Here is a 21,007-nt window from a genome sequence, read left to right on the forward strand (position 1 = left end):
CACAAACAGGATTCCATCCATGAACCTCAAGCCTGCGCCTTTCGAGTTATCCATCAGCCGGGTGATCGATGCCCCGCGCCAGAAGATTTTCCGTGCCTGGACCGAGCCGACCCTACTGGTCCAATGGTGGGGGCCCCACGGCATGACCACGCCGGAGTGCGAAATGGATCTTTGGGTCGGCGGCCAGTTTCGCACGCTGATGCGCGCTCCCGACGGTAGCGAATACCCGACCATGGGCGTGTTCCTGGAAATCGTCGCCCCGCGCCGTCTGGTATTTACCGATGCGTTCGTGCCCGGCTGGATACCTTCAGGCAAAGCCTTCATGACCGCCGAAGTGCTGCTTGAGGAGCAGGGCGGTAAAACCCTCTATACCGCTCGCGCCTTGCATTGGAACGAAGAAGACCGCCAGGCCCACGAGGCCATGGGCTTCCATGATGGCTGGGGGCAAAGCCTGGACCGGCTGGAAGCCCTGGTGACCCAAGGCATGCCCGACTGATGTCGGCCGAAGAGGTCAAGGCGCGGGTCGAGCAGGTGTATCGGCAAGACTCGCGACGGATCCTGGCGACGCTGATTCGTCTGCTGGGGGATTTCGACCTGGCAGAGGAAGCCTTGCACGAGGCGTTCTTCATTGCGGTCGAGCGCTGGCAACGCGACGGTGTGCCGGATAACCCGCGGGCGTGGCTGGTGTCTGCCGGGCGCTTCAAGGCCATCGACAGTTTGCGTCGACGGGCGCGATTCAACGCGGCCCAGCCGCTGCTGATCGCCCAACTGCAAGAGCTGGAGCAGAGCGATTGGAGTGACGAAGACGTGGAAGACGATCGTCTGCGGCTGATTTTCACCTGTTGCCACCCGGCCCTGGCCGCCGATGCCCAGGTGCCACTGACGCTGCGGGAAGTGTGCGATCTGACCACCGAGGAAATCGCCCGGGCGTTCCTTGCCGCCCCGGCGGCCATCGCCCAGCGCATCGTGCGGGCCAAGGCGAAAATTCGTGATGCAAAGATTCCTTATCAAGTGCCCTCCCGGGCGGAGTTGCCTGATCGACTGGACAGTGTGTTACGGGTGATTTACCTGGTATTCAACGAAGGTTATTCGGCGTCCATGGGCATTGAGCTGACCCGCGAAGAACTGACCCGCGAAGCGATCCGCCTCGGGCGACTGTTGATGGAGCTGTTGCCCGAAGCCGAGGTCATGGGCTTGCTGGCGTTGATGCTGCTGCACGAGTCCCGGCGCCGAGCGCGAACCTCCACAACCGGTGAGCTGATTCTGCTGGATGAGCAGGACCGTTCCCTGTGGGACGCCGAAATGATTGCCGAAGGTTGTGCCTTGGTGGAAGCCGCTCTGAGTACCCGACGGTTCGGGCCTTATTGCCTGCAAGCGGCGATTGCCGCGGTGCATGCCGAAGCGCCGACGGCGCAGGACACCGACTGGCCGCAGATCGTCGGGCTCTATGACGTGCTGCTGCGTGCCATGCCATCGCCGGTGATCGAACTCAATCGTGCCGCTGCCATGGCCAAACGCGATGGCCCGCAAGCAGGGTTGCGCCTGGTCGATGCGATCTTGGGGCGTGGTGAATTGCTCGACTATCACCTGGCCTACGCGGCACGGGCAGAATTCTGTCGGCAGTTGGGACGATTGGACGAGGCGAGGTCGGCGTATCGCCGTGCGCTTGAGCTGACGCAGCAATTGCCGGAACGGCGGTTTATCGAGGGGCGACTTGCGGGGTTGGCGTGATGAGCCACCAAGCGACGAACTCCCGTGGAAGCGGGCTTGTTCGCGATAGCGGTGGATCAATCACATCGATGTTGGCTGACATGCCTCCATCGCGAGCAGGCTCGCTCCCACAGGGAATAATGGTTGGCATCACATTTTTGAACAGCCGAAATCAACTGTGGGAGCGAGCTTGCTCGCGATAGCGCTGGATCAGCCAACATCGATGTTGGCTGACATGCCCTTATCGCGAGCAGGCTCGCTCCCACAGGTTTTTGTGGCTGACTGACTGGATTAATCCGCGCCAGTCAGCCCACGTTGATCAGAACTCGTGATCAGCGTTGTCCGGGTTCAGGTCGCTGATGCCCAGTTTGCCCGCAGCCTGTTCGATCGAACCGGTCTGCTTGACCAGTGCGGCGATGGCATCGCGTACGATCTGGTTACCGGCAGTGTTGCCAGCGGCGATCAGTTGGTCGTAGTGCTCACCCTTGTTGGCGTGATCGACCATGACCTGGATCTTGGCTTCGGTGTCGGCCAGATCGGCCTTGAGCGCGGTATCGGCAGCAGGGTCGGCCTTGGCCACCAGGGACGACAGGCTGGCGCCGGTCATCTTGGTACCGTCGACGCGGGTGTATTCACCCAGGTAGACGTTGCGCACGCCCTTGGCATCGTAGAAGTGCGAGTTGTGGGTGTTGTCGCTGAAGCAGTCTTGCTCGTCTTCTGGCGAGTTGGCTTCCAGGGACACCTTCATGCGTTCGCCCGCCAGTTCACCCAGGGACAGGCTACCCATGCCGAACAGCATTTTGCGCAGGCCGCTTTCGGCCGGTTCGGCTTCCAGGGTGGCGCGGTAGTTGTCAGCCACGTTCGGCTTCCAGTTGCCGACCATTTCTTCCAGGTCGCTGACCAGCAATTGGGTCACGGACTTGAGGTAGGCACGACGACGGTCGTTGTGGCCGCCCGTGGCGCCAGCGCCTTGCAGGTAGTCCGAAGCCGGGCGGTTGCCCGCGCCAGGGCCGGTGCCGTTGAGGTCCTGGCCCCACAGCAGGAATTCGATGGCGTGGTAGCCGGTGGCGACGTTCGCCTCGGAACCGCCCAGCTCGTTGAGGCTGGCGAGTTTTTCCGGGGTGATGTCTTTCACGTCGACCTTGTCTTCGCCAACCTGGACTTCGGTGTTGGCGATGATGTTGGCGGTAGCACCCGGGTTACCCAGGGCGTGCTCATAGGATTTGTCGACGTAATCGATCAGGCCTTCGTCCAGGGGCCAGGCGTTCACCTGGCCTTCCCAATCGTCGATGATGGTGTTACCGAAGCGGAACACTTCGCTCTGCAGGTAAGGCACGCGGGCGGCGACCCAGGCAGCCCGGGCGGCTTTCAGGGTCTCGGCGTTCGGCTTGGCCAGGAACGCGTCGACGGCGGTTTGCAGGGTTTTCGCGGTGGATTCGGCATCGCTGTAGACGGCATAGACGATTTCGGCGTAGTGCGCGACAACGGCCTTGGCAGCGGTTTCGTCAATTTTGCCGCTGGCAGCCGGTGCGGCCGGCGCCGCAGTGCTGGCGGCTGGCGTTGGCGCCTGCGGCGCGGCGGCCTTGTCTTTGCCTTCGCCGCAACCGGCGAGGGAAATAGCAATGGCCAGCAGACTGGCGGTGGCCAGAGGCATACGAATCATGGCGAACATCCTGCTTCGGTAATTGGATGGGACAGGCGCGAGGTGCGCAAAGCTGCGACATAATGCGAAAGATTTGCATTATGTGTAAAGGGTTGTAGCTGTAAATATTTCTTATTTAATAATTCAGATCACCGCTTTGAGCGGCGTCTGTAGGAGCTGACTCGCGAAGCGAGGCGGCGATCTTTCCCCAAGCGCTTGAGTCTCAAGGGAACAATCCTAGGATCGCAGGCTTTGCCAGCTCCTACAGAGGCGTGAAAACCAAGGGGGGGAAACTCAGATGATGGAGACCTTGCTGCGCTGCGCCTGCTTCAGATAAATGCCCAACTCCCGTGCCGGCAGCGGTTTGCTGTAGTAATAGCCCTGACCTTCGTGACAGCCCTCGGCGATGATGTAGGCCTCTTGCTCGACCGTCTCGACGCCTTCGGCGATCACCTGCATTCCCAGGCTCTTGCCCAACTGGATGATGGCCCGAACGATGGTCGCGTCGTCCTCGTCATCGAGCAGGTCCTGGACGAAGCTCTTGTCGATCTTGATCTTGTCCAGCGGCAGGCTCTTGAGGTAACTCAGGGACGAATAACCGGTCCCGAAGTCATCGATGGCGATCAGCGCGCCGGAGCGGCGCAGGCTCAGCAAGTGCTGGGCGGCGGTGGTGATATCTTCCATCAGGCCGGTTTCGGTGACTTCCAGCTCCAGGCTGCGCGGCGGCAAACGGTACATCTGCAAGAGATTGTTCACCACCCGCGGCAGTTCGGCGTGGTGCAGTTGCACCGTCGACAGGTTGACCGCCATGCGCAGGTCGACGAAGCCCTGGTCGTGCCATTCGCGTAACTGTTTGCAGGCCTGGTCCAGTACCCATTCACCGATGGCGATGATGGTGCCGTTCTGCTCGGCCAGGGGAATGAACAGGTCCGGCGGCACGAGGCCGTGTTCGGGATGATGCCAGCGGATCAGGGCTTCGATGCCCACCACGCGCAGGTCGCGGTAGCTGATTTGCGGTTGGTAGACCAGCGTGAACTGTTCACGGGCCAGGGCCTCGCGCAGGTCTTTCTCCAATTCGCGACGGCGGCGCATTTCACTGTCGACGCTGGCAATGTAGAACTGGTAGCGATTGCGCGAGCGGGCCTTGGCCAGGGTCATGGTCTGCTCGGCTTTCTGCAACAGCTTCTCGGTGCTGTCGCCGTCTTCAGGGAAGAGAGTGATGCCAATGGTGGCCCGCAGGCGGATTTGCTGATCGTCGATGACGAACGGCGCCTCCAGGTCATCCAGGATGCTTTGGGCCAGCTCGGCGGCTTCATAAGGCTGCTCGATGTCGGCCTGGACCAGGGCGAACTGGTCGCCTCCCAGTCGCGCCAGGGCACCGAGACGTCCGCTATGGGCCCGCAACCGGTCCGCCAGGGCCAGCAGCAACTGGTCGCCGGTCTGATAGCTGAACTGTTCGTTGATGCCCTTGAAATCATCCAGCCCTACACACAGCACCGCCACCCGCCGTTGCAGGCGTCCGGCGTCCACCAGGATCTTGTCCAGTTGCTGTTGCAACTGTTGACGGTTTGGCAGGCCGGTGAGGAAGTCGTATTGAGCCATGCGCAGCAGGCTGTTTTCCGCTTCGTGGCGCAGGTGCGTGTTGCGCTCGATGGATTCGAGCAGCTGGTTGGCGGTATTGATCCACAGGCCCAGCTCGTTTCTCTCGTGCCCTTTGAGCTGCGGGATCTTGTGCTCGCTGGGGCGGTCGGGATTGATTTCGGTCAGGTGTTCAATGATTCGCGACAGCGGCTTGGTCAGCATCCAGTGGTAGACCAGGTACAGGACCAGGCCCATGGCCAGGGCTCGTAGCATCCCGGATATGAAGATGATCACGGAGTTGACGATGAAACTCTGGCCGTAGGTGGCGGTGTCGAGGGTAATGCTCAGGTCGCCGTAATATTCACTGTAGGGGCCGCGTCCCACCAATTGCGTGGTGAACGTGCGCTCCTTGCCCAGGATCAGGTCGGTCAGCCAGCGGCTTTCGGACTTCTGCAAGGGGCGGGTCTTTTCGGCGAGCATGGTTTCGCGAGGGTGGCCGATGGAGGCCATGCGCACGGCGTCGTCCTGGAACAGTCCCTCGATCACTTGCATGCCCATTTCCCGGTCCAGGCTGTAGACAGCTTGGGTCGAAGGGTCGCGGAACATATCGAGAATCCGCTGGGCGTCGCTGGCCACGGCCCGGTCGGTTTTGTAGGCATCGAACACGATCTGCGCACAGCTCAAGACCATGCCAACGATCAATGCCGAGAGGAGCACGACCCGGAGCAACTTCACAGACAAGCTGTTCTTGAGTTCCAGCTTCAAAGAGGGGTTCCTTGTTCCGTGCGGGTAGCGTCAAGTTGCCATGAGTATTGGCAATCCTGTGATGTCAGTCAAAGGGACAATCAAACACAAGGGTTTTCGTCTGATGCCTGGCTGATCCACAGTTTTTTCCGAGCTATTGCTCTACGGTCATTATGTCGGTTGGGAAGGGCCGCAACTTGAGGCCTGGCGGGATTTTTTGTTGGGTTTCAGATGTGAGGCCATGCTTCGGAATCGATGGTCGACCACGGGGTATAAGGTAAAAAAAACCCGGCAAGGCGCCGGGTTCTTTTGTCTGGCATCGGGACTTAAGCGGTGAAGGTCTTGCCTTCGAACTGCTCGGCCACGAATTTCCAGTTGACCAGGTTCCAGAACGCTTCGACGTATTTTGGACGAAGGTTACGGTAGTCGATGTAATAAGCGTGTTCCCACACGTCGCAGGTCAGCAGCGGGGTGTCGCCGCTGGTCAGCGGGTTGCCGGCGCCAATGGTGCTGGCCAGGGCCAGGGAACCGTCAGCTTTCTTCACCAGCCAGCCCCAGCCGGAACCGAAGGTGCCGATGGAGGTTTTGCTGAACTCTTCCTTGAACTTGTCGAACGAACCGAAGGCGTTGTTGATGGCTTCAGCCAGTGCGCCGGTTGGTTGACCGCCAGCGTTTGGCGCCAGGCAGTTCCAGTAGAAGGTGTGGTTCCAGACCTGAGCGGCGTTGTTGAAGATACCGCCCGAGGAAGTCTTGACGATTTCTTCCAGGGTCTTGCCTTCGAACTCGGTGCCAGGCACCAGGTTGTTCAGGTTCACGACGTAGGTGTTGTGGTGCTTGTCGTGGTGAAACTCCAGAGTTTCTTTGGAGATGTGCGGCGCCAGTGCGTCGTGTGGATAGGGCAGCGGCGGCAATTCGAAAGCCATGGTGATTCTCCTAATCAGGTCAGTTGCGGTGAGCGCAAGGCCGATCACGGGCGGCCAGACTAGCGCCGGGGAGTTTGTACTCTTTGCGGCGCAGGAGTCGGATCATAGCACCGGGGGTGCGGCATAACCACGCAACAACTGTGTGGGATAGAGGTTCCAGAGCGGTTTGGAATAATCAACCCGAGACGATCAACTGCAGCGCGACGGTAAACATCATCACCGCCACCAGTACGTCCAGTATCCGCCAGGTGCTTGGCCGGGCCAGCCACGGAGCCAGCCATGCGGCGCCAAGGGCGAGGGTGAAGAACCACAGCAGCGAGGCGCTGGCCGCACCGACGACATAAGCCCCAGGCACGCTTTGCTGGGCACCGAGGGAACCGATCAGCAGCACGGTGTCCAGGTACACATGAGGATTGAGGAGCGTCACCGCCAGTGCGCTGAGCAGTACTGCCCGTAGCGAGCGCACGACCTGTTTTCCGTCCTGTTGCAAGCTCTGATTCGAACAGGCCCGACGCAGCGCCAGGCTGCCATACCAGAGCAGGAATGCCGCGCCGCCCCAGCGTGCGATCGACAGCAGCAACGGGCTCTGAGCCAGCAGGGTCGCCAGCCCGAACACGCCGGCGGCCACCAACAGCGCATCAAAGGTGACGCACAGTGCGGCCACCGGCAGGTGATGCTCGCGGCGCAGGCTCTGTGCTAGCACAAACGCGTTCTGCGCGCCGATAGCCATGATCAGTCCAAGTGCCACCAGCAGTCCGTTAACGTAGCTTTGCCACATGTTTTTTACTCCCCCGTCGATGCTTGAATGCTGGTCATTCTCTGGTGGGAAGCTGTATAAGAAAAACCAATCCTGCTGATTGCTCATTAGGAAAACTGATGTTCGATTACAAATTGCTTTCCGCCCTGGCGGCGGTCGTCGAGCAAGCCGGTTTCGAGCGGGCCGCCCAGGTGCTGGGGCTGTCGCAATCGGCTATTTCCCAGCGGATCAAGCTGCTCGAGGCGCGGGTCGGTCAGCCCGTATTGGTGCGTGCTACGCCGCCTGCGCCGACCGAAATCGGTCGCCGCTTGCTCAACCATGTGCAACAGGTGCGTCTGTTGGAGCGTGACCTGCAAAGCCTGGTGCCAGCGCTGGATGAAGAGGGTTTGCCCGAACGCTTACGCATCGCCCTGAATGCCGACAGCCTGGCGACCTGGTGGGCGGCGGCTGTGGGCGATTTTTGCGCCGAGCAGCATCTGTTGCTCGACTTGGTGGTGGAAGACCAGAACGTCGGCCTCAAGCGCATGCGCGCCGGCGAAGTGGCGGCGTGCGTCTGTGCCAGTGAGCGCCCTGTGGCCGGTGCCCGCAGCGTACTACTGGGGGCCATGCGTTATCGGGCCCTGGCCAGCCCGGCGTTCATCGCCAGGCACTTCCCCGATGGGGTGCGCGCCGATCAGCTGGCCAGCACGCCGGCACTGGTATTTGGCCCGGATGATTTCCTGCAGCACCGCTACCTTGCGTCCTTGGGGGTGGAGGGCGGTTTCGAACACCACCTGTGCCCGTCGTCCGAAGGATTTATCCGTCTTGCTGAGGTCGGACTCGGCTGGGGGCTGGCGCCGGAGCTGCAAGTGCGTGGGCAACTGGAGCGAGGCGAACTGGTGGAACTGTTGGCAGATAAACCGATTGATGTGCCGCTGTACTGGCATTATTGGCGCAATGGCGGGCAGTTGCTCGGTTTATTGACCGAACAGTTGATCCGCTCCTCCCGGCAATGGCTGGTGCCTTGGGAGCCGCAATAGACGTCAAGCTGCAGGTAATAAGCAGCGCACAGATTAATTTGCAGGTTGTAGCTTGAGGCTCGTAACTGCACTTCTTAGGAGCATTCATGAAAATTCTGGTCACCGGCGCGAGCGGCTTCATTGGCGGGCGCTTTGCGCGTTTCGCCCTGGAGCAGGGCCTGGATGTACGGGTCAACGGTCGCCGGGCCGAGAGCGTGGAGCATCTGGTGCGTCGCGGTGCGCAGTTCATGCAGGGGGATCTGAGCGATCCGTTGCTGGCTCGCGATCTGTGCCTGGACGTTGATGCCGTGGTGCATTGCGCCGGTGCCGTGGGGCTTTGGGGGCGCTATCAGGATTTTCACCAGGGCAATGTCCAGGTCACGGAAAATATCGTCGAGGCTTGTCTCAAACAGAAGGTCCGGCGCCTGGTTCATTTGTCGTCGCCCTCCATTTACTTTGATGGCCGTGACCACCTCGGGCTGACGGAAGAACAAGTACCCAAGCGCTTCAAGCATCCTTACGCCGCGACCAAGTACCTGGCCGAGCAGAAGGTCTTCGGTGCCCAGGAGTTTGGCCTTGAAGTGCTGGCCCTGCGCCCGCGTTTCGTAACCGGTGCCGGCGACATGAGCATTTTCCCGCGCTTGTTGAAAATGCAGCGCAAGGGCCGACTGGCCATTGTCGGCAACGGGTTGAACAAAGTGGACTTCACCAGTGTGCAGAACCTCAACGAAGCGCTGTTCAGCGGCTTGCTGGCCACGGGTGCCGCCTTGGGCAAGGCCTACAACATCAGCAACGGGGTGCCGGTTCCGTTGTGGGATGTGGTCAATTACGTGATGCGACAGATGGAAGTCCCACAGGTCAGGCGTTATCGTTCCTACGGCTTGGCCTACAGCATCGCCGCCCTGAACGAGGGGTTCTGCAAAGTATGGCCAGGTCGCCCCGAACCGACGCTGACGCGTCTGGGCATGCAGGTCATGAACAAAAATTTCACCCTGGACATCAGCCGGGCCCGGCATTATCTCGACTACGATCCACAGGTCAGCTTGTGGGCCGCCCTCGATGAATTCTGCGCCTGGTGGAGGGTCCAAAATGCCCACTGATCGGTCCGTCATGAACCGAGTGCCATGTTCGGGGTCAATCGGTGCGGCGGGCGAGGGGGTTATACTCGCCGCATCAAGCCATCACCGGTTTCCCAAAGGTTGAACCCATGCCCATGCGTAACGATGCCAACGACGACTTCGATGATGTACCGAGCCTGCGGATGCGAGCCGACATTCCCGATGACGATGACTTTTTGCCCAACCGCCAGCCTCATGTGCAAGCGCGCCCGGCGCCCGTTGCCGCGGCGAAGGTCAAGGGGCCCAGCACCGGGCCACTGTGGGCATTGGTCGGCGCATTGCTGTGTGCGTTCGGTTTCCTGGCCTGGTGGAGCTTCCAGCAGATTTCGCTGATGGAACAGCAACTGGTAGCCACCCAGGAAAGCTTCGCCCGGATCAGTGAGGATGCGGCGGGACGCTTGCAGGACATTTCCGGCAAGGTCGTTGCTGGCCAGTCCAATGTGATGAGCGACAGTGAAGCCTTGAAATTGCAGATCAAACAGCTGGACAACAAGCTGCAGGATCAAGCTCGGCAATTCGACAGCAAATTGCTGGAGCAGCACAAACAGCTGCAAGGCGCGTTCGGTCCGTCCGCCGACCTGGACAAGGAGCTGGCCCAGCTCATTGCCCAGACCACTGAACAGCAGAACGCCAGCACTCAGTTGCAAGCTTCCAATAAGGACCTCCAAGCCCAGGTCAAGGCGCTGGCGGCGGAAGTTTCCGTCCTGAAAAACCAGGGCGAGAGTGGTGCCCTGGATGCCCAGCTCAAGAGCATCGGTGCCGACATCACCGCCCTGAAAAGAGCCACCTCCAACTCTGCCATCGACCGCCTGGAGCAGGAAGTGATCGTGCTCAAGAGCCAGCAGGACAAGGGCGGCAACACGGCCGAGTTCGACGCCTTCCGTGGTCAGGTCACCCGCAACATCAATACCCTGCAATCGCAGATCCAGTATTTGCAGCAGCAGTTGAGCAGCCGGGCTCAATGACATACCTGTGGATAGCGGTCTAACGCTCGCTGAAGGTGGTGATTGACGGTCGGCTATCGCGAGCAGGCTCGCTCCCACATTTGATCTTTGATAACTCAAGATTTGGGTTCGCTGAAGATCCAGTGTGGGAGCGAGCCTGCTCGTGATGGCGGCCTGACAGTCAGATATGGGCTGAGCTCACTCGATTTTCCATATGCCGCGCGCCAGCAATCCCCTGAATGCTCCCACATCACCCCACGCCGTCTACGCTCTTGAAACACCAACAAGAACGAGGGGCGCACGTATGGGGTTTTTGCATAAGATGGCCTGGCTAGGTGCAATGCTTGTGCTGGGGTTGGCACCGGTTCACGCCGCGACACCTGACGATGGCCAGGCGGCCCGGGCACTGCTGGAAAAGGCCCTGGCCTATTACCACGACAACGGTGACAAAGCGTTTGCCGCCTTCAGCCGCCAAGGGGAGTTCGTCGACAAGGACCGCTACGTGTTCGTGGTGGATACCCAGGGTGTCATGCTCGCCAGCGGCGGTCCCTCTTCGGCGTTGATAGGTCGAGACGTCTCCGAGGTGCTGGGGCCGGACTTGCGCAAAGCCTTCAAGGACGCCCTGAAAACCCCTGAAGCCAGTGGCATCCAGCAGGCCGAGTATCGCTGGCAGAACTGGGCCGACGGCAAGGTCGAGCGCAAGCATGTGTATTTCCAGCGGGTCGGTGAACGGATCCTGGCCGTCGGCTACTACTTGCCACGGGCCTCAGCCGAACAGGCCAGGGCGCTGTTGGGCAAGGCTTCGAGCGACTTGTCGAAGAACGAGAAGGCCACGCTGACCGCAATCAATTCCCTCAAGGGCGGTTACCTGCAGGATGACCTGTATGTCTTCGTCGTAGACCTCAATACCCGGCGCTATGTCGGCCACGGCACCAACCTGCGGTTGATCAATACCGATTTCGCCAAGGTCAAGGACCCGGATGGCAAGCCGGTGGGCGAGCCGATCCTGGCCATGATCGGCAAACAGGATGAGGGGGAGTACGAGTATCGCTGGAAGAACCCGGTGACCGGCAAGGTCGAGGACAAGCACGCTTACTTGAAGAAAGTCGGGCATTTTTTAGTGGCGGTGGGGTATTACAGCCCTTGAGCCTGACACTGAGGCGCGTGTACTTGTGGCGAGGGGATGAATCCCCTCGCCACAGTTGTCCATGTCCCCGGCCTAAACAGTTCTGTGTTCGGCAGCTTTCCACAAAAAAGCCCGCATCGCTGCGGGCCTCTTGTTAGGTTGCCAAGGCAATCAGCCCGCCACCAATACCCGAATCGCTTCCAAGCGCAGCGCCGCCTTCTCAAGCATTGCCAGGCCTTGCTCGCGCTGTTGGCGCAGGGCCACCAGTTCGCTGTCGCGCACAGTCGGGTTGACCGCTTGCAGGGCGGTCAGGCGCGCCAGTTCTTCGTCGGTGTCAGCGGCCAGGCGACGCTGGGCCTCGGCCACGCGTTCAGCGTGACGCGGGGCGATCTTTTCCTCACCAGCATTGATCCGTGGCGTGAGCTGATCGCGCTGGGCCTGGATGAACTTGTTGGCGCTGGCACGGGGCACGCTTTCGAGTTGGTCGTTCAGGGTTTCGAACGAGACCCGGGCGGCCAGGTCGTTGCCGTTGGCGTCCAGCAGGCAGCGCAGAGCGGCCGGTGGCAGGTAGCGGCCCAGTTGCAGTGAGCGTGGGGCTACCACTTCACTGACGTAGAGCAGTTCCAGCAACACGGTGCCCGGCTTGAGGGCCTTGTTCTTGATCAGCGCCACGGCGGTGTTGCCCATGGAACCGGACAGCACCAGGTCCATGCCGCCCTGCACCATCGGGTGCTCCCAGGTGATGAACTGCATGTCTTCGCGAGACAGTGCCTGGTTGCGGTCGTAGGTAATGGTCACGCCTTCGTCGTCGCCCAGCGGGAAGCTGGCGTCGAGCATTTTTTCGCTCGGCTTGAGGATCAGCGCGTTTTCCGAATGGTCCTCGCTGTCGATGCCGAAGGCGTCGAACAGGGTTTCCATGTAGATCGGCAGGGCGAACTGGTCGTCCTGCTCGAGAATCGCCTCCACCAGTGCATCGCCTTCACCCGCACCGCCGGAGTTGAGCTCCAGCAGACGGTCGCGACCGGTGTGCAGCTCGGCTTCCAGGCGTTCGCGTTCGGTGCGGGCTTCGTCGATCAGCGCTTGCCACTGGCCATCGTCGGCTTCTTCCAGCAGCGGCAGCAGGCGTGGGCCGAACTGATGCTGCAAGGCGTTGCCGGTCGGGCAGGTGTTGAGGAAGGCGTTCAGGGCTTCGTGATACCACTGGAACAAGCGCGCTTGGGGGCTGGTTTCCAGGTAAGGCACATGCAGTTCGATGGTGTGTTTCTGGCCGATTCGGTCCAGACGGCCGATGCGCTGCTCCAGCAAGTCCGGGTGGGACGGCAGGTCGAACAGCACCAAGTGATGGGCGAACTGGAAGTTGCGGCCTTCACTGCCGATTTCCGAGCAGATCAGCACCTGGGCGCCGAATTCTTCGTCAGCGAAATAGGCTGCCGCGCGGTCGCGCTCCAGGATGTTCATGCCTTCATGGAACACCGTGGCCGGGATGCCGGAACGCACGCGCAGGGCGTCTTCCAGGTCCATGGCGGTTTCGGCATGGGCGCAGATCACCAGCACTTTGGTGCGCTTGAGCATCTTCAGGGTGTCGATCAGCCACTCGACCCGCGGGTCGAAACGCCACCAGCGTTCTTCTTCGCTGGCGTCCGGCTGGGCCTGGAAGCTGACTTCCGGGTACAGCTCGGCGTGATCGCCCAACGGTAGCTCGAGGTATTCATCCGGGCATGGCAGCGGGTAGGCGTGCAGCTTGCGCTCCGGGAAGCCTTGCACCGCGGCCCGGGTATTGCGAAACAGCACGCGGCCAGTGCCATGGCGGTCCAGCAGTTCGCGGACCAGGCGGGCGCTGGCTTCGACATCGCCGTCGTTGACGGCAGTCAGCAACGCTTCGCCTTCGTTGCCCAGGAAGCCGTGGATGGTCTTGTGGGCTTCGGGCGAGAGACGGCCCTTGTCCAACAACTCCTGCACGGCTTCGGCCACCGGGCGATAATTTTCGCTCTCGGCACGGAAGGCCTGCAGGTCATGGAAGCGGTTCGGGTCCAGCAGGCGCAGACGGGCGAAGTGGCTGTCCTGGCCCAGTTGTTCCGGGGTTGCGGTTAGCAGCAGCACGCCGGGGATCGTCTCGGCAAGCTGTTCGACCAGGGCGTATTGCGGGCTGACCTGATCCTCGTGCCAAACCAGGTGGTGGGCTTCGTCGACCACCATCAGGTCCCAGCCGGCGGCGAACAGCGCGTCCTGGGCCTTCTCGTCGTCCACCAGCCACTCCAGCGCCACCAGGGCCAACTGGGTGTCTTCGAACGGGTTGCTGGCATCGCTTTCGATGAAGCGTTCTTCGTCGAACAGCGCGACTTGCAGGTTGAACCGCCGACGCATTTCCACCAGCCACTGATGCTGAAGGTTTTCCGGCACCAGGATCAGTACGCGATTGGCGCGGCCGGACAGCAGTTGGCGGTGGATCACCAGGCCGGCTTCGATGGTCTTGCCCAAGCCGACTTCGTCCGCCAGCAACACCCGCGGTGCAATGCGGTCGGCCACTTCACGGGCAATGTGCAACTGGTGGGCGATCGGCTGGGCACGGACACCACCCAGGCCCCAGAGCGAAGACTGCAACTGGCGGCTGGTGTGTTCCAAGGTGTGGTAGCGCAGGGAAAACCAGGCCAGTGGGTCGATCTGGCCGGCGAACAGACGGTCGCTGGCCAGGCGGAACTGGATAAAGTTCGAGAGCTGGGTTTCCGGCAGGGTGACGACTTCGTTCTGCCCGTTGAGACCGTGGTAGACCAGCAGCCCGTCGACATCATCGACTTCGCGCACGGTCATTTTCCAGCCTTCGAAGTGAGTGATCACATCGCCCGGCGAAAACCGTACACGGGTGAGGGGCGCATTCCGTAGCGCGTACTGGCGAGTGTCGCCAGTGGCCGGGTAGAGCACGGTCAACAAGCGGCCGTCCTGTGCCAGAACGGTGCCTAAACCCAGCTCGGCTTCGCTGTCACTGATCCAGCGTTGCCCCGGTTGATACTGCTGCGCCATGCTGCCTGACTCCCGCCTTGAAAAAGCCGGTTATCTTAACGGAATGATCCCTCAGACCAAAGGATTTACGTACGCACTATGCTGGCATAGGGGCTGATTCGTCACCCGGTGGCACGGAACTTAAGTTTGTTCAGCGATCAAACAAGCTCGGCCCTGGCTATTGCTGCAATGCCAACTGGGTCACAAGTTTCAGACCGGCGGTTCAAGTCGCCATTACTGCAGCCGACAACCTGAAGACAGGAGACCTTTATGTTGCCACCCATGCTTCCTTTGAGCGCCGTCCCCATTACGGCTCAACAGGATCCGATCCGCCAGCGACCGGATATACCGCCCGTGGTCCCGGTGCAGCAAAGCTCCAATGAAAGCACTATCGACCTGCAAAATCGTGATCCAGAAGAGGCCGCGCTGCTGCTGCGCGAGGAACAGCGTCGTCGACAGGAGCGCGACAAGCGCCACCGCGAAGCCGATGAGGACCCCGAAGAGCACCTGGCCGTACCGGGTACCGAACTCAATGCCGATAACACCGTACCGGTGGTGCCGCTGATGGAAGAAGAGTCGCGCCAGGGCCTGTGGGTCGATATCCAGATCTGATTCAGGCGTTTGCCGACGTACGCAGGCTGGTCAACGTCGTCAACAGCCCGCATCATGGGCGCATCCGCACTTCACTGCACGATGCCGACACGCCATGAGCCAAGACGACAAACTGATCGACCTCAACGCTGAGCGCGCCAAGCGCGTTCACGACCTCAACGAAAAACGCCTCAACGAAGTCCGCCTGGCTTTCGAGCAAGCGATGCCTTTGGGCAAACCCAAGAAAAAGTCGAAAAACAAACCGAAAAAACGCTGAACCCCCCTCGATCCATTGATGCAGATCAGTTATTCCCCCACCTTTGCGCCCCGTTGCGGGCGTTATTGACCCCGGTCAATTTTCATCCAGGCCTGATTGGTTAACTTGAACCCATCGCAACAGGGGCAAGACCAGGAGGCTAGTCATGTTTTTCGATAATGTGGTGTTTGCCGGAGTGTTGACGGTCGGCCTCATGTTCGTATTTTTCGCGGTTTTTGGATTATTTATCTGGAGAGACGCGCACAAGCGCAAAAAGCCGTAGGTCTTTCCAGCGACAACGAGCACGCAAGGCATTTTGGGCGACTTCGGTCGCCCTTTTTTTTTGCGATTTTTTCTGTTCCACATAAAACCATGTGGGAGCGAGCTTGCTCGCGATGGCGTCAGTCAGCCAATGTATATAGTGGCTGACACGCCGCTATCGCGAGCAAGCTCGCTCCCACAGTTGTCGGGTGTTTGGGCAAAAAAAAGGTGCGACCCGCAAGGATCGCACCTTCTTTGTAAACCGTGGGAATCAGCTACCCAGGGCTTTGGACGCCAGCCAGAACAACCCGGCCGACAGTGCCACCGTTGCCGGCAGGGTCAGCACCCAGGCCAGCAGGATGTTACGCACGGTGCCACCTTGCAGGCCGCTCTTGTTGGCGACCATGGTGCCGGCCACGCCCGAGGACAGTACGTGGGTGGTGGAGACCGGCAGGCTGAAAATGTTCGCCATGCCGATCATGCACGCGGTGGTGATCTGGGCTGACATGCCCTGGGCGTAGGTCATGCCTTGCTTGCCGATCTTCTCACCGATGGTGAGCACCACACGCTTCCAGCCGACCATGGTGCCCAGGCCCAGCGCCAGGGCGACCGCCAGGATCACCCAGAACGGGGCGTATTCGGTGGTGCCGGTCAGGTCCTTGCGCAGCTTGTTCAGGTCGTCTTTCTCACGGGCGGCCAGGCCTGGCAACTTGCCGACTTTCTTCGCTGTGTCGTCCAGGCAGAGCAGGTAGCGACGTACTTCGATACGGCTTTCCGAAGGCAGCGAATGGTAATCCGCCACACCTTTGAGGGTGCTGAGCAGGGCGTCAATGGTGGGTTCGGTCTGCTGCGGGTTGCAACGGAATTTTTCCGGCAGATCGCCTTCCACGCTTTTGCCCAACGCCAGGAATTCACCCAGCGATTCGCTGTTGCGCTGGTAGAACTGGCTCAGGTGCAAGGTCGCATCGCGGGTTCGCTCGATCTGATAGGTGGTGCTGCTCAGGTCGAGTACGAACTGTGAAGGCACGATACCGATCAGCACCAGCATGATCAGGCCGATGCCTTTCTGACCATCGTTGGAGCCGTGGACGAAGCTGACGGCCATGGCCGAGATCACCAGCACCAGGCGGTTCCAGAACGGCGGGTGCTTTTTATCGTCGATCTTGCGGCGCTGTTCCGGCGTCTTGTGCATCTTCGACAGCGGGCGCCACCATTTCAGGCCGATCAGCACCAGGGCGGCAATCAGGAAACCGGCCATTGGCGAGAACACCAGGGAGGCACCGATATCGATCGCCTTCTGCCAATTCACCCCGTCGGCCAACGGAATATCGTTGATCAACGCATTGGCCAGGCCGACCCCGAGAATCGAGCCGATCAGCGTGTGGGAACTGGAAGCCGGGATACCGAAGTACCAAGTGCCCAGGTTCCAGGTGATGGCCGCTGCGAGCAGCGAAAACACCATGGCCAGCCCGTGTCCGGTGTTCACATTGATCAGCAGCTCCACGGGTAGCAGATGGACGATGGCATACGCCACTCCCACGCCACCCAGCAGTACACCGAGGAAATTGAACACACCGGAAAAGAACACCGCCAGATGAGGCGGCATGGCTTTGGTGTAGATAACAGTGGCAACCGCGTTAGCGGTGTCATGAAAGCCGTTGATGAACTCGAAGGCGAGGACAAAAGCCAGGGCGAGCAAGAGGCTCACAAGCACCCAAGCATCCAGTCCGCTGAATAAATCGATCATGAAGGTTTTCTGACCCGGTCGTAAGGGGGCGCGATTATGCCAGAAAACCATGGCAATCGATGCATTGCCTGCTCATCGGTAACATTCTTCAACGAAATAATTTGTAAGAAGCCCTCTGGACCGAGGTTCTCGGAGGGGCTTGCAACCCATTGATTCCGGGGTGGAAAGCGCGAACGGCAAGATCGTCCCGAAGCTGGTGGAGGCCTCAGGTGGTTGTATGAAATATCTGAAAAAAGTTCGGCAATGACCATTCCTCGACCATTGACGGAGGAGAGGGCGGCCCGCTCATGACGGGCGTCCAGTCTCGGCTTCCGGCCAGGGTGTTGGCCGGATACCGCTTCACAAGAACATCAAGCCTAAAGCGTCACTGCTCTTCGGCTTTAAGTTCTTTTTCCATTTTCTGAAGTTCCTGGGTGAATGCCTGGTCCTGAACGGTGGCGCGTTTACGCCAGGGTTTGCGTTCTGGTTCAGGCTGCGCGGCGTAGGTGGTGACTTCCCCGCCGTAAACTTCCTTGTAACGTTGTTCCTGGCGCTCAAGTTCCGCGCGCAGTTCGTCTTTCGTCACAGTTTTACCTAATAAATTGAAATGCATCCGGTGATACGCACTGCATGGTAGACACGCAGACGGCCACGGCACCAGAGCTGACAGCTGACGTAGCATCAGGGCTTCGTGTTGTTGCCAATACAGGGGAAGCGGCCTTTAAGGGGCTTCGGGCACCTGTTGCTGACACTGCGGGATAAGCGCAGTGCCTGCGGACGAGAACGGTCGATTGGCCGTTGCGTCACTGAAGTGCATTATAGCGGTCCACTTGAAGAACACTACCGGGAAAAACTAAAAGTATCCGTTGTTGTGTGAATCCATGTTTTGTATGCGCAACTTATGGCCGTTAGGTTACAGGACCTATCCGACAAGTGCCGGTATGCTGACGCCATCAAAGGTGACAAGTTCAATATCCGGTGCACTGTGTTCAAGTCAAACCGCCTGGAAGATCTTCAACTTTTTATCGAGTCGTCTCGGCAGGCGATGTGGATTGTTACGCAGATCAGCCTGATTGCGATTATCGGTTGCTGGTTCGATAATCGAACGATCTTGGCGGCCAAGCCCTTGTCTGTCCATTGGGCAACCGCTTGTAATAGCCGTCATTCGCCGGGAAGGACCAGACATGAACGACCAACTGCGCAACGCCTTCGCATCAGTAGCGCCTCCAATCGTCGCCTCGCCGGCCAAGCGAATCCAGGCCCTGACCGGTGACCCGGACTTCATGACGTCCCTGGCCCGGGGGCTGGCGGTGGTCCAGGCGTTCCAGGAGCGCAAGCGGCACCTGACGATCGCCCAGATCAGCCACCGCACGGAAATCCCCCGCGCCGCCGTCAGGCGTTGCCTGCATACCTTGATCAAGCTCGGCTACGCCACGACTGACGGACGAACCTATTCTCTGTTGCCCAAAGTGCTGACCCTCGGTCACGCTTATCTGTCATCGACACCCTTGGCCGTTTCTGCCCAGCCGTACCTGGACCGCATGAGCGAACAGTTGCATGAGGCTTGCAACATGGCGACGCTCGAAGGCGACGATATCCTCTATATCGCCCGATCGGCCACCACCCAGCGACTGATTTCCGTGGACCTCTCGGTCGGCGGGCGCCTGCCGGCCTATTGCACGTCAATGGGCAGGATACTTCTGGCCGCCCTGGACGACGCCTCGCTGCGTGATTACCTCGACCACGCTGACTTGCAGGCCAAGACCAGTCGGACCCTGCACACGCCCGAGGCATTGCTCGAATGCCTGCAACAAGTCCGGCAGCAAGGCTGGTGCATCGTCGACCAGGAACTGGAGCAGGGCCTGCGTTCGATTGCCGTGCCGGTGTATGACGCTTCCGGCCAGGTAGTGGCGGCGCTGAACGTCAGTACCCATGCCGGTCGGGTCAGCCGCAGCGAGTTGGAGCAGCGCTTCCTGCCAGGCCTGCTGGCGGCAAGCCGCGACTTGAGCGCGCAGCTGTTCACTTAAGCTGTTCGATAAACGCACAGAGTCGGCTCCGCGGAATTGACGGTGTTTGTCGCGCCTCATTAATGTCGCGCCAGCGTCATCCGGCGTGAATCGAGCCAGGCTCGACCGGATGGCGATCCCGTTCGCCTGCGTTTTTCGCGTGGAATAAAAATAAAATGAACCAGCCCCAGACCTCCGTAGGCAACTGCCTCGATGTGCAATCCTTTATCAATGCCCAGCCTATCTCGCGTTACCAGTGGCGGGTGGTGATTCTCTGCTTCCTTATTGTCTTCCTCGACGGCCTCGACACAGCGGCCATGGGCTTCATCGCCCCGGCCCTGTCCCAGGATTGGGGTATCGATCGCGCCAGTCTTGGCCCGGTGATGAGTGCCGCGCTGATCGGCATGGTCTTCGGTGCGCTGGGTTCCGGCCCCTTGGCTGACCGCTTCGGACGAAAAGTCGTACTGGTGGGCGCGGTCCTGCTGTTTGGCGCGTTCAGCCTGGCGTCGGCCTATAGCACCAGCGTCGATCAATTGTTGGTGTTGCGCTTCCTCACCGGCCTGGGGTTGGGCGCCGGAATGCCGAACGCCACCACCTTACTGTCGGAATACACCCCGGAGCGTAAGAAATCCCTGCTGGTGACCAGCATGTTCTGCGGCTTCAACCTGGGCATGGCCGGTGGCGGGTTCATCTCCGCCAAGCTGATCCCGGCGTTCGGCTGGCACAGCCTGTTGCTGATCGGCGGGATCCTGCCGTTGATCCTGGCGGTCGCTCTGTTGTTGTGGCTGCCGGAGTCGGCGCGTTATCTGGTGGTGCGCAATCGTGGCACCGACAAAGTGCGCAAGGCCCTGGCGCCGATTGACCCGGCCGCCATCGCCCAAGCAGCGAGCTTCAGCGTGCCGGAACAGAAAACCGTGAAGGCCCGCAACGTGCTGGCAGTGATCTTCTCCGGCACCTACAGCGCCGGTACCTTGTTGCTGTGGCTGACCTATTTCATGGGCCTGGTGATTGTTTACCTACTGACCAGCTGGCTGCCGACCCTGATGCGCGACAGCGGCGCGAGCATGGAGCAGGCGGCGTTTATCGGTGCGTTGTTCCAATTTGGTGGTGTGTTGAGCGCCGTCGGGGTGGGTTGGGCGATGGACCGGTTCAATCCGCACAAGGTCATCGGACTTTTCTATTTGATGGCCGGGATATTTGCCTACGCGGTAGGGCAGAGCCTGGGCAACATTACCTTGCTTGCCACCCTGGTGCTGGTGGCCGGCATGTGCGTCAACGGCGCGCAATCGGCGATGCCGTCCCTGGCGGCGCGTTTCTATCCAACCCAAGGGCGGGCCACGGGTGTGTCGTGGATGCTGGGCATTGGTCGTTTCGGCGCGATCCTCGGCGCCTGGATGGGCGCGACCTTGCTAGGCCTGGGCTGGAACTTCGAACAGGTCCTGACCGCCCTGGTGATCCCGGCTGCGCTGGCGACCACTGCGGTGGTGATCAAGGGCATGGTCAGCCATGCGGATGCGACCTGAGGCGGGAACATGATCCCTTGTGGGAGCGAGCTTGCTCGCGATAGCGGTGTGTCAGTCAACCTATCTGGTGCTGACTGACCGCCATCGCGAGCAAGCTCGCTCCC

Annotated in this window: 18 protein-coding genes; 11 read left to right on the plus strand and 7 right to left on the minus strand. The window is 60.4% G+C overall.

Annotated elements, in window-relative coordinates; translation table 11 throughout:
* The first annotated feature begins 19 nt into the window (after nucleotides 1-19).
* Nucleotides 20-496 (plus strand): SRPBCC family protein, encoded by a 477-nt coding sequence (locus J9870_RS06665; RefSeq protein WP_210643208.1) that lies wholly within the window; start codon nucleotides 20-22, stop codon nucleotides 494-496.
* The gene (locus J9870_RS06670; RefSeq protein WP_210643209.1) at nucleotides 496-1,731 is read left to right on the plus strand and encodes an RNA polymerase sigma factor; all 1,236 of its coding nucleotides are present in this window, start codon (nucleotides 496-498) and stop codon (nucleotides 1,729-1,731) included. Before J9870_RS06665 ends, J9870_RS06670 begins: the two co-directional genes overlap by 1 nt.
* Before the next feature lie 298 nt (nucleotides 1,732-2,029).
* Here the strand turns inward: J9870_RS06670 and J9870_RS06675 are convergent, their stop codons facing one another.
* From J9870_RS06675 to J9870_RS06690, 4 genes are all read right to left on the minus strand, one after another.
* The gene (locus J9870_RS06675) at nucleotides 2,030-3,373 is read right to left on the minus strand and encodes an imelysin family protein (RefSeq protein WP_210643210.1); all 1,344 of its coding nucleotides are present in this window, start codon (nucleotides 3,371-3,373) and stop codon (nucleotides 2,030-2,032) included.
* 273 nt (nucleotides 3,374-3,646) lie between these two features.
* Nucleotides 3,647-5,698: a bifunctional diguanylate cyclase/phosphodiesterase gene (locus J9870_RS06680; protein WP_210643211.1), complete on the minus strand. Its 2,052-nt coding sequence runs from the start codon at nucleotides 5,696-5,698 to the stop codon at nucleotides 3,647-3,649.
* A gap of 305 nt (nucleotides 5,699-6,003) precedes the next feature.
* Nucleotides 6,004-6,600 (minus strand): Fe-Mn family superoxide dismutase, encoded by a 597-nt coding sequence (locus tag J9870_RS06685; protein WP_210643212.1) that lies wholly within the window; start codon nucleotides 6,598-6,600, stop codon nucleotides 6,004-6,006.
* A gap of 175 nt (nucleotides 6,601-6,775) precedes the next feature.
* Complete coding sequence (locus J9870_RS06690; protein ID WP_210643213.1) at nucleotides 6,776-7,378, minus strand: LysE/ArgO family amino acid transporter; 603 nt, start codon at nucleotides 7,376-7,378, stop codon at nucleotides 6,776-6,778.
* 98 nt (nucleotides 7,379-7,476) lie between these two features.
* Here J9870_RS06690 and J9870_RS06695 point away from each other — a divergent pair, with 98 nt between their 5' ends.
* The 4 genes from J9870_RS06695 (at nucleotide 7,477) to J9870_RS06710 (ending at nucleotide 11,564) form a co-directional block, all read left to right on the plus strand.
* Entirely contained in the window at nucleotides 7,477-8,376 is a 900-nt protein-coding gene (locus tag J9870_RS06695) for a LysR family transcriptional regulator ArgP (RefSeq protein ID WP_210643214.1), read from the plus strand.
* Between the two features lie 86 nt (nucleotides 8,377-8,462).
* Nucleotides 8,463-9,455, plus strand: a complete 993-nt coding sequence (locus J9870_RS06700) for an NAD-dependent epimerase/dehydratase family protein (protein ID WP_210643215.1) — start codon at nucleotides 8,463-8,465, stop codon at nucleotides 9,453-9,455.
* Between the two features lie 107 nt (nucleotides 9,456-9,562).
* Entirely contained in the window at nucleotides 9,563-10,438 is an 876-nt protein-coding gene (locus tag J9870_RS06705) for an ATPase (protein ID WP_210643216.1), read from the plus strand.
* Nucleotides 10,439-10,721: 283 nt separating this feature from the next.
* A complete protein-coding gene (locus J9870_RS06710; RefSeq protein ID WP_210643217.1) occupies nucleotides 10,722-11,564 on the plus strand; it encodes a cache domain-containing protein in 843 nt (280 codons plus the stop codon).
* 150 nt (nucleotides 11,565-11,714) lie between these two features.
* Here J9870_RS06710 and rapA read toward each other — a convergent pair whose 3' ends face one another.
* Nucleotides 11,715-14,561, minus strand: coding sequence for an RNA polymerase-associated protein RapA (rapA, locus tag J9870_RS06715; RefSeq protein ID WP_210643218.1), 2,847 nt, complete (start codon nucleotides 14,559-14,561; stop codon nucleotides 11,715-11,717).
* Between the two features lie 249 nt (nucleotides 14,562-14,810).
* On the opposite strand from rapA, the gene J9870_RS06720 reads away from it, so the two are divergent.
* The 3 genes from J9870_RS06720 (at nucleotide 14,811) to ccoM (ending at nucleotide 15,670) form a co-directional block, all read left to right on the plus strand.
* Nucleotides 14,811-15,152: an aspartate-semialdehyde dehydrogenase gene (locus tag J9870_RS06720; protein WP_210643219.1), complete on the plus strand. Its 342-nt coding sequence runs from the start codon at nucleotides 14,811-14,813 to the stop codon at nucleotides 15,150-15,152.
* A gap of 94 nt (nucleotides 15,153-15,246) precedes the next feature.
* Nucleotides 15,247-15,408, plus strand: a complete 162-nt coding sequence (locus tag J9870_RS06725; RefSeq protein ID WP_210643220.1) for a hypothetical protein — start codon at nucleotides 15,247-15,249, stop codon at nucleotides 15,406-15,408.
* A 145-nt stretch (nucleotides 15,409-15,553) separates the two neighbouring features.
* On the plus strand, nucleotides 15,554-15,670 hold the full coding sequence (gene ccoM / locus J9870_RS29665) for a cytochrome c oxidase subunit CcoM (protein ID WP_281728956.1): 117 nt from the start codon (nucleotides 15,554-15,556) through the stop codon (nucleotides 15,668-15,670).
* Between the two features lie 249 nt (nucleotides 15,671-15,919).
* On the opposite strand, the gene J9870_RS06730 is transcribed toward ccoM, so the two are convergent.
* Together J9870_RS06730 and J9870_RS06735 are read right to left on the minus strand one after the other, a co-directional pair.
* Complete coding sequence (locus tag J9870_RS06730) at nucleotides 15,920-17,395, minus strand: inorganic phosphate transporter (RefSeq protein ID WP_109755785.1); 1,476 nt, start codon at nucleotides 17,393-17,395, stop codon at nucleotides 15,920-15,922.
* A gap of 364 nt (nucleotides 17,396-17,759) precedes the next feature.
* Entirely contained in the window at nucleotides 17,760-17,960 is a 201-nt protein-coding gene (locus tag J9870_RS06735; protein ID WP_003184509.1) for a hypothetical protein, read from the minus strand.
* Between the two features lie 598 nt (nucleotides 17,961-18,558).
* On the opposite strand from J9870_RS06735, the gene pcaR reads away from it, so the two are divergent.
* Nucleotides 18,559-19,401, plus strand: coding sequence for a pca regulon transcriptional regulator PcaR (gene pcaR, locus J9870_RS06740; protein WP_210643221.1), 843 nt, complete (start codon nucleotides 18,559-18,561; stop codon nucleotides 19,399-19,401).
* Nucleotides 19,402-19,556: 155 nt separating this feature from the next.
* On the plus strand, nucleotides 19,557-20,903 hold the full coding sequence (locus J9870_RS06745) for an MFS transporter (protein WP_210643222.1): 1,347 nt from the start codon (nucleotides 19,557-19,559) through the stop codon (nucleotides 20,901-20,903).
* The last annotated feature ends 104 nt before the right edge of the window (nucleotides 20,904-21,007 follow it).

It is taken from the genome of Pseudomonas sp. Tri1 (assembly GCF_017968885.1).
In the GTDB taxonomy this organism is placed as follows: Bacteria; Pseudomonadota; Gammaproteobacteria; order Pseudomonadales; family Pseudomonadaceae; genus Aquipseudomonas.

Excerpts from the sequence above, each read along its gene's own strand:
- J9870_RS06670 (WP_210643209.1), top strand. The coding sequence starts at position 496 with ATGTCGGCCGAAGAGGTCAAGGCGCGGGTCGAGCAGGTGTATCGGCAA.
- J9870_RS06690 (WP_210643213.1), bottom strand. The coding sequence starts at position 7,378 with ATGTGGCAAAGCTACGTTAACGGACTGCTGGTGGCACTTGGACTGATC.
- J9870_RS06730 (WP_109755785.1), bottom strand. The coding sequence starts at position 17,395 with ATGATCGATTTATTCAGCGGACTGGATGCTTGGGTGCTTGTGAGCCTC.
- J9870_RS06685 (WP_210643212.1), bottom strand. The coding sequence starts at position 6,600 with ATGGCTTTCGAATTGCCGCCGCTGCCCTATCCACACGACGCACTGGCG.
- J9870_RS06720 (WP_210643219.1), top strand. The coding sequence starts at position 14,811 with ATGTTGCCACCCATGCTTCCTTTGAGCGCCGTCCCCATTACGGCTCAA.
- J9870_RS06725 (WP_210643220.1), top strand. The coding sequence starts at position 15,247 with ATGAGCCAAGACGACAAACTGATCGACCTCAACGCTGAGCGCGCCAAG.
- J9870_RS06745 (WP_210643222.1), top strand. The coding sequence starts at position 19,557 with ATGAACCAGCCCCAGACCTCCGTAGGCAACTGCCTCGATGTGCAATCC.
- J9870_RS06700 (WP_210643215.1), top strand. The coding sequence starts at position 8,463 with ATGAAAATTCTGGTCACCGGCGCGAGCGGCTTCATTGGCGGGCGCTTT.
- rapA (WP_210643218.1), bottom strand. The coding sequence starts at position 14,561 with ATGGCGCAGCAGTATCAACCGGGGCAACGCTGGATCAGTGACAGCGAA.
- pcaR (WP_210643221.1), top strand. The coding sequence starts at position 18,559 with ATGAACGACCAACTGCGCAACGCCTTCGCATCAGTAGCGCCTCCAATC.
- J9870_RS06705 (WP_210643216.1), top strand. The coding sequence starts at position 9,563 with ATGCCCATGCGTAACGATGCCAACGACGACTTCGATGATGTACCGAGC.
- J9870_RS06695 (WP_210643214.1), top strand. The coding sequence starts at position 7,477 with ATGTTCGATTACAAATTGCTTTCCGCCCTGGCGGCGGTCGTCGAGCAA.
- J9870_RS06710 (WP_210643217.1), top strand. The coding sequence starts at position 10,722 with ATGGGGTTTTTGCATAAGATGGCCTGGCTAGGTGCAATGCTTGTGCTG.
- J9870_RS06665 (WP_210643208.1), top strand. The coding sequence starts at position 20 with ATGAACCTCAAGCCTGCGCCTTTCGAGTTATCCATCAGCCGGGTGATC.
- J9870_RS06675 (WP_210643210.1), bottom strand. The coding sequence starts at position 3,373 with ATGATTCGTATGCCTCTGGCCACCGCCAGTCTGCTGGCCATTGCTATT.
- ccoM (WP_281728956.1), top strand. The coding sequence starts at position 15,554 with ATGTTTTTCGATAATGTGGTGTTTGCCGGAGTGTTGACGGTCGGCCTC.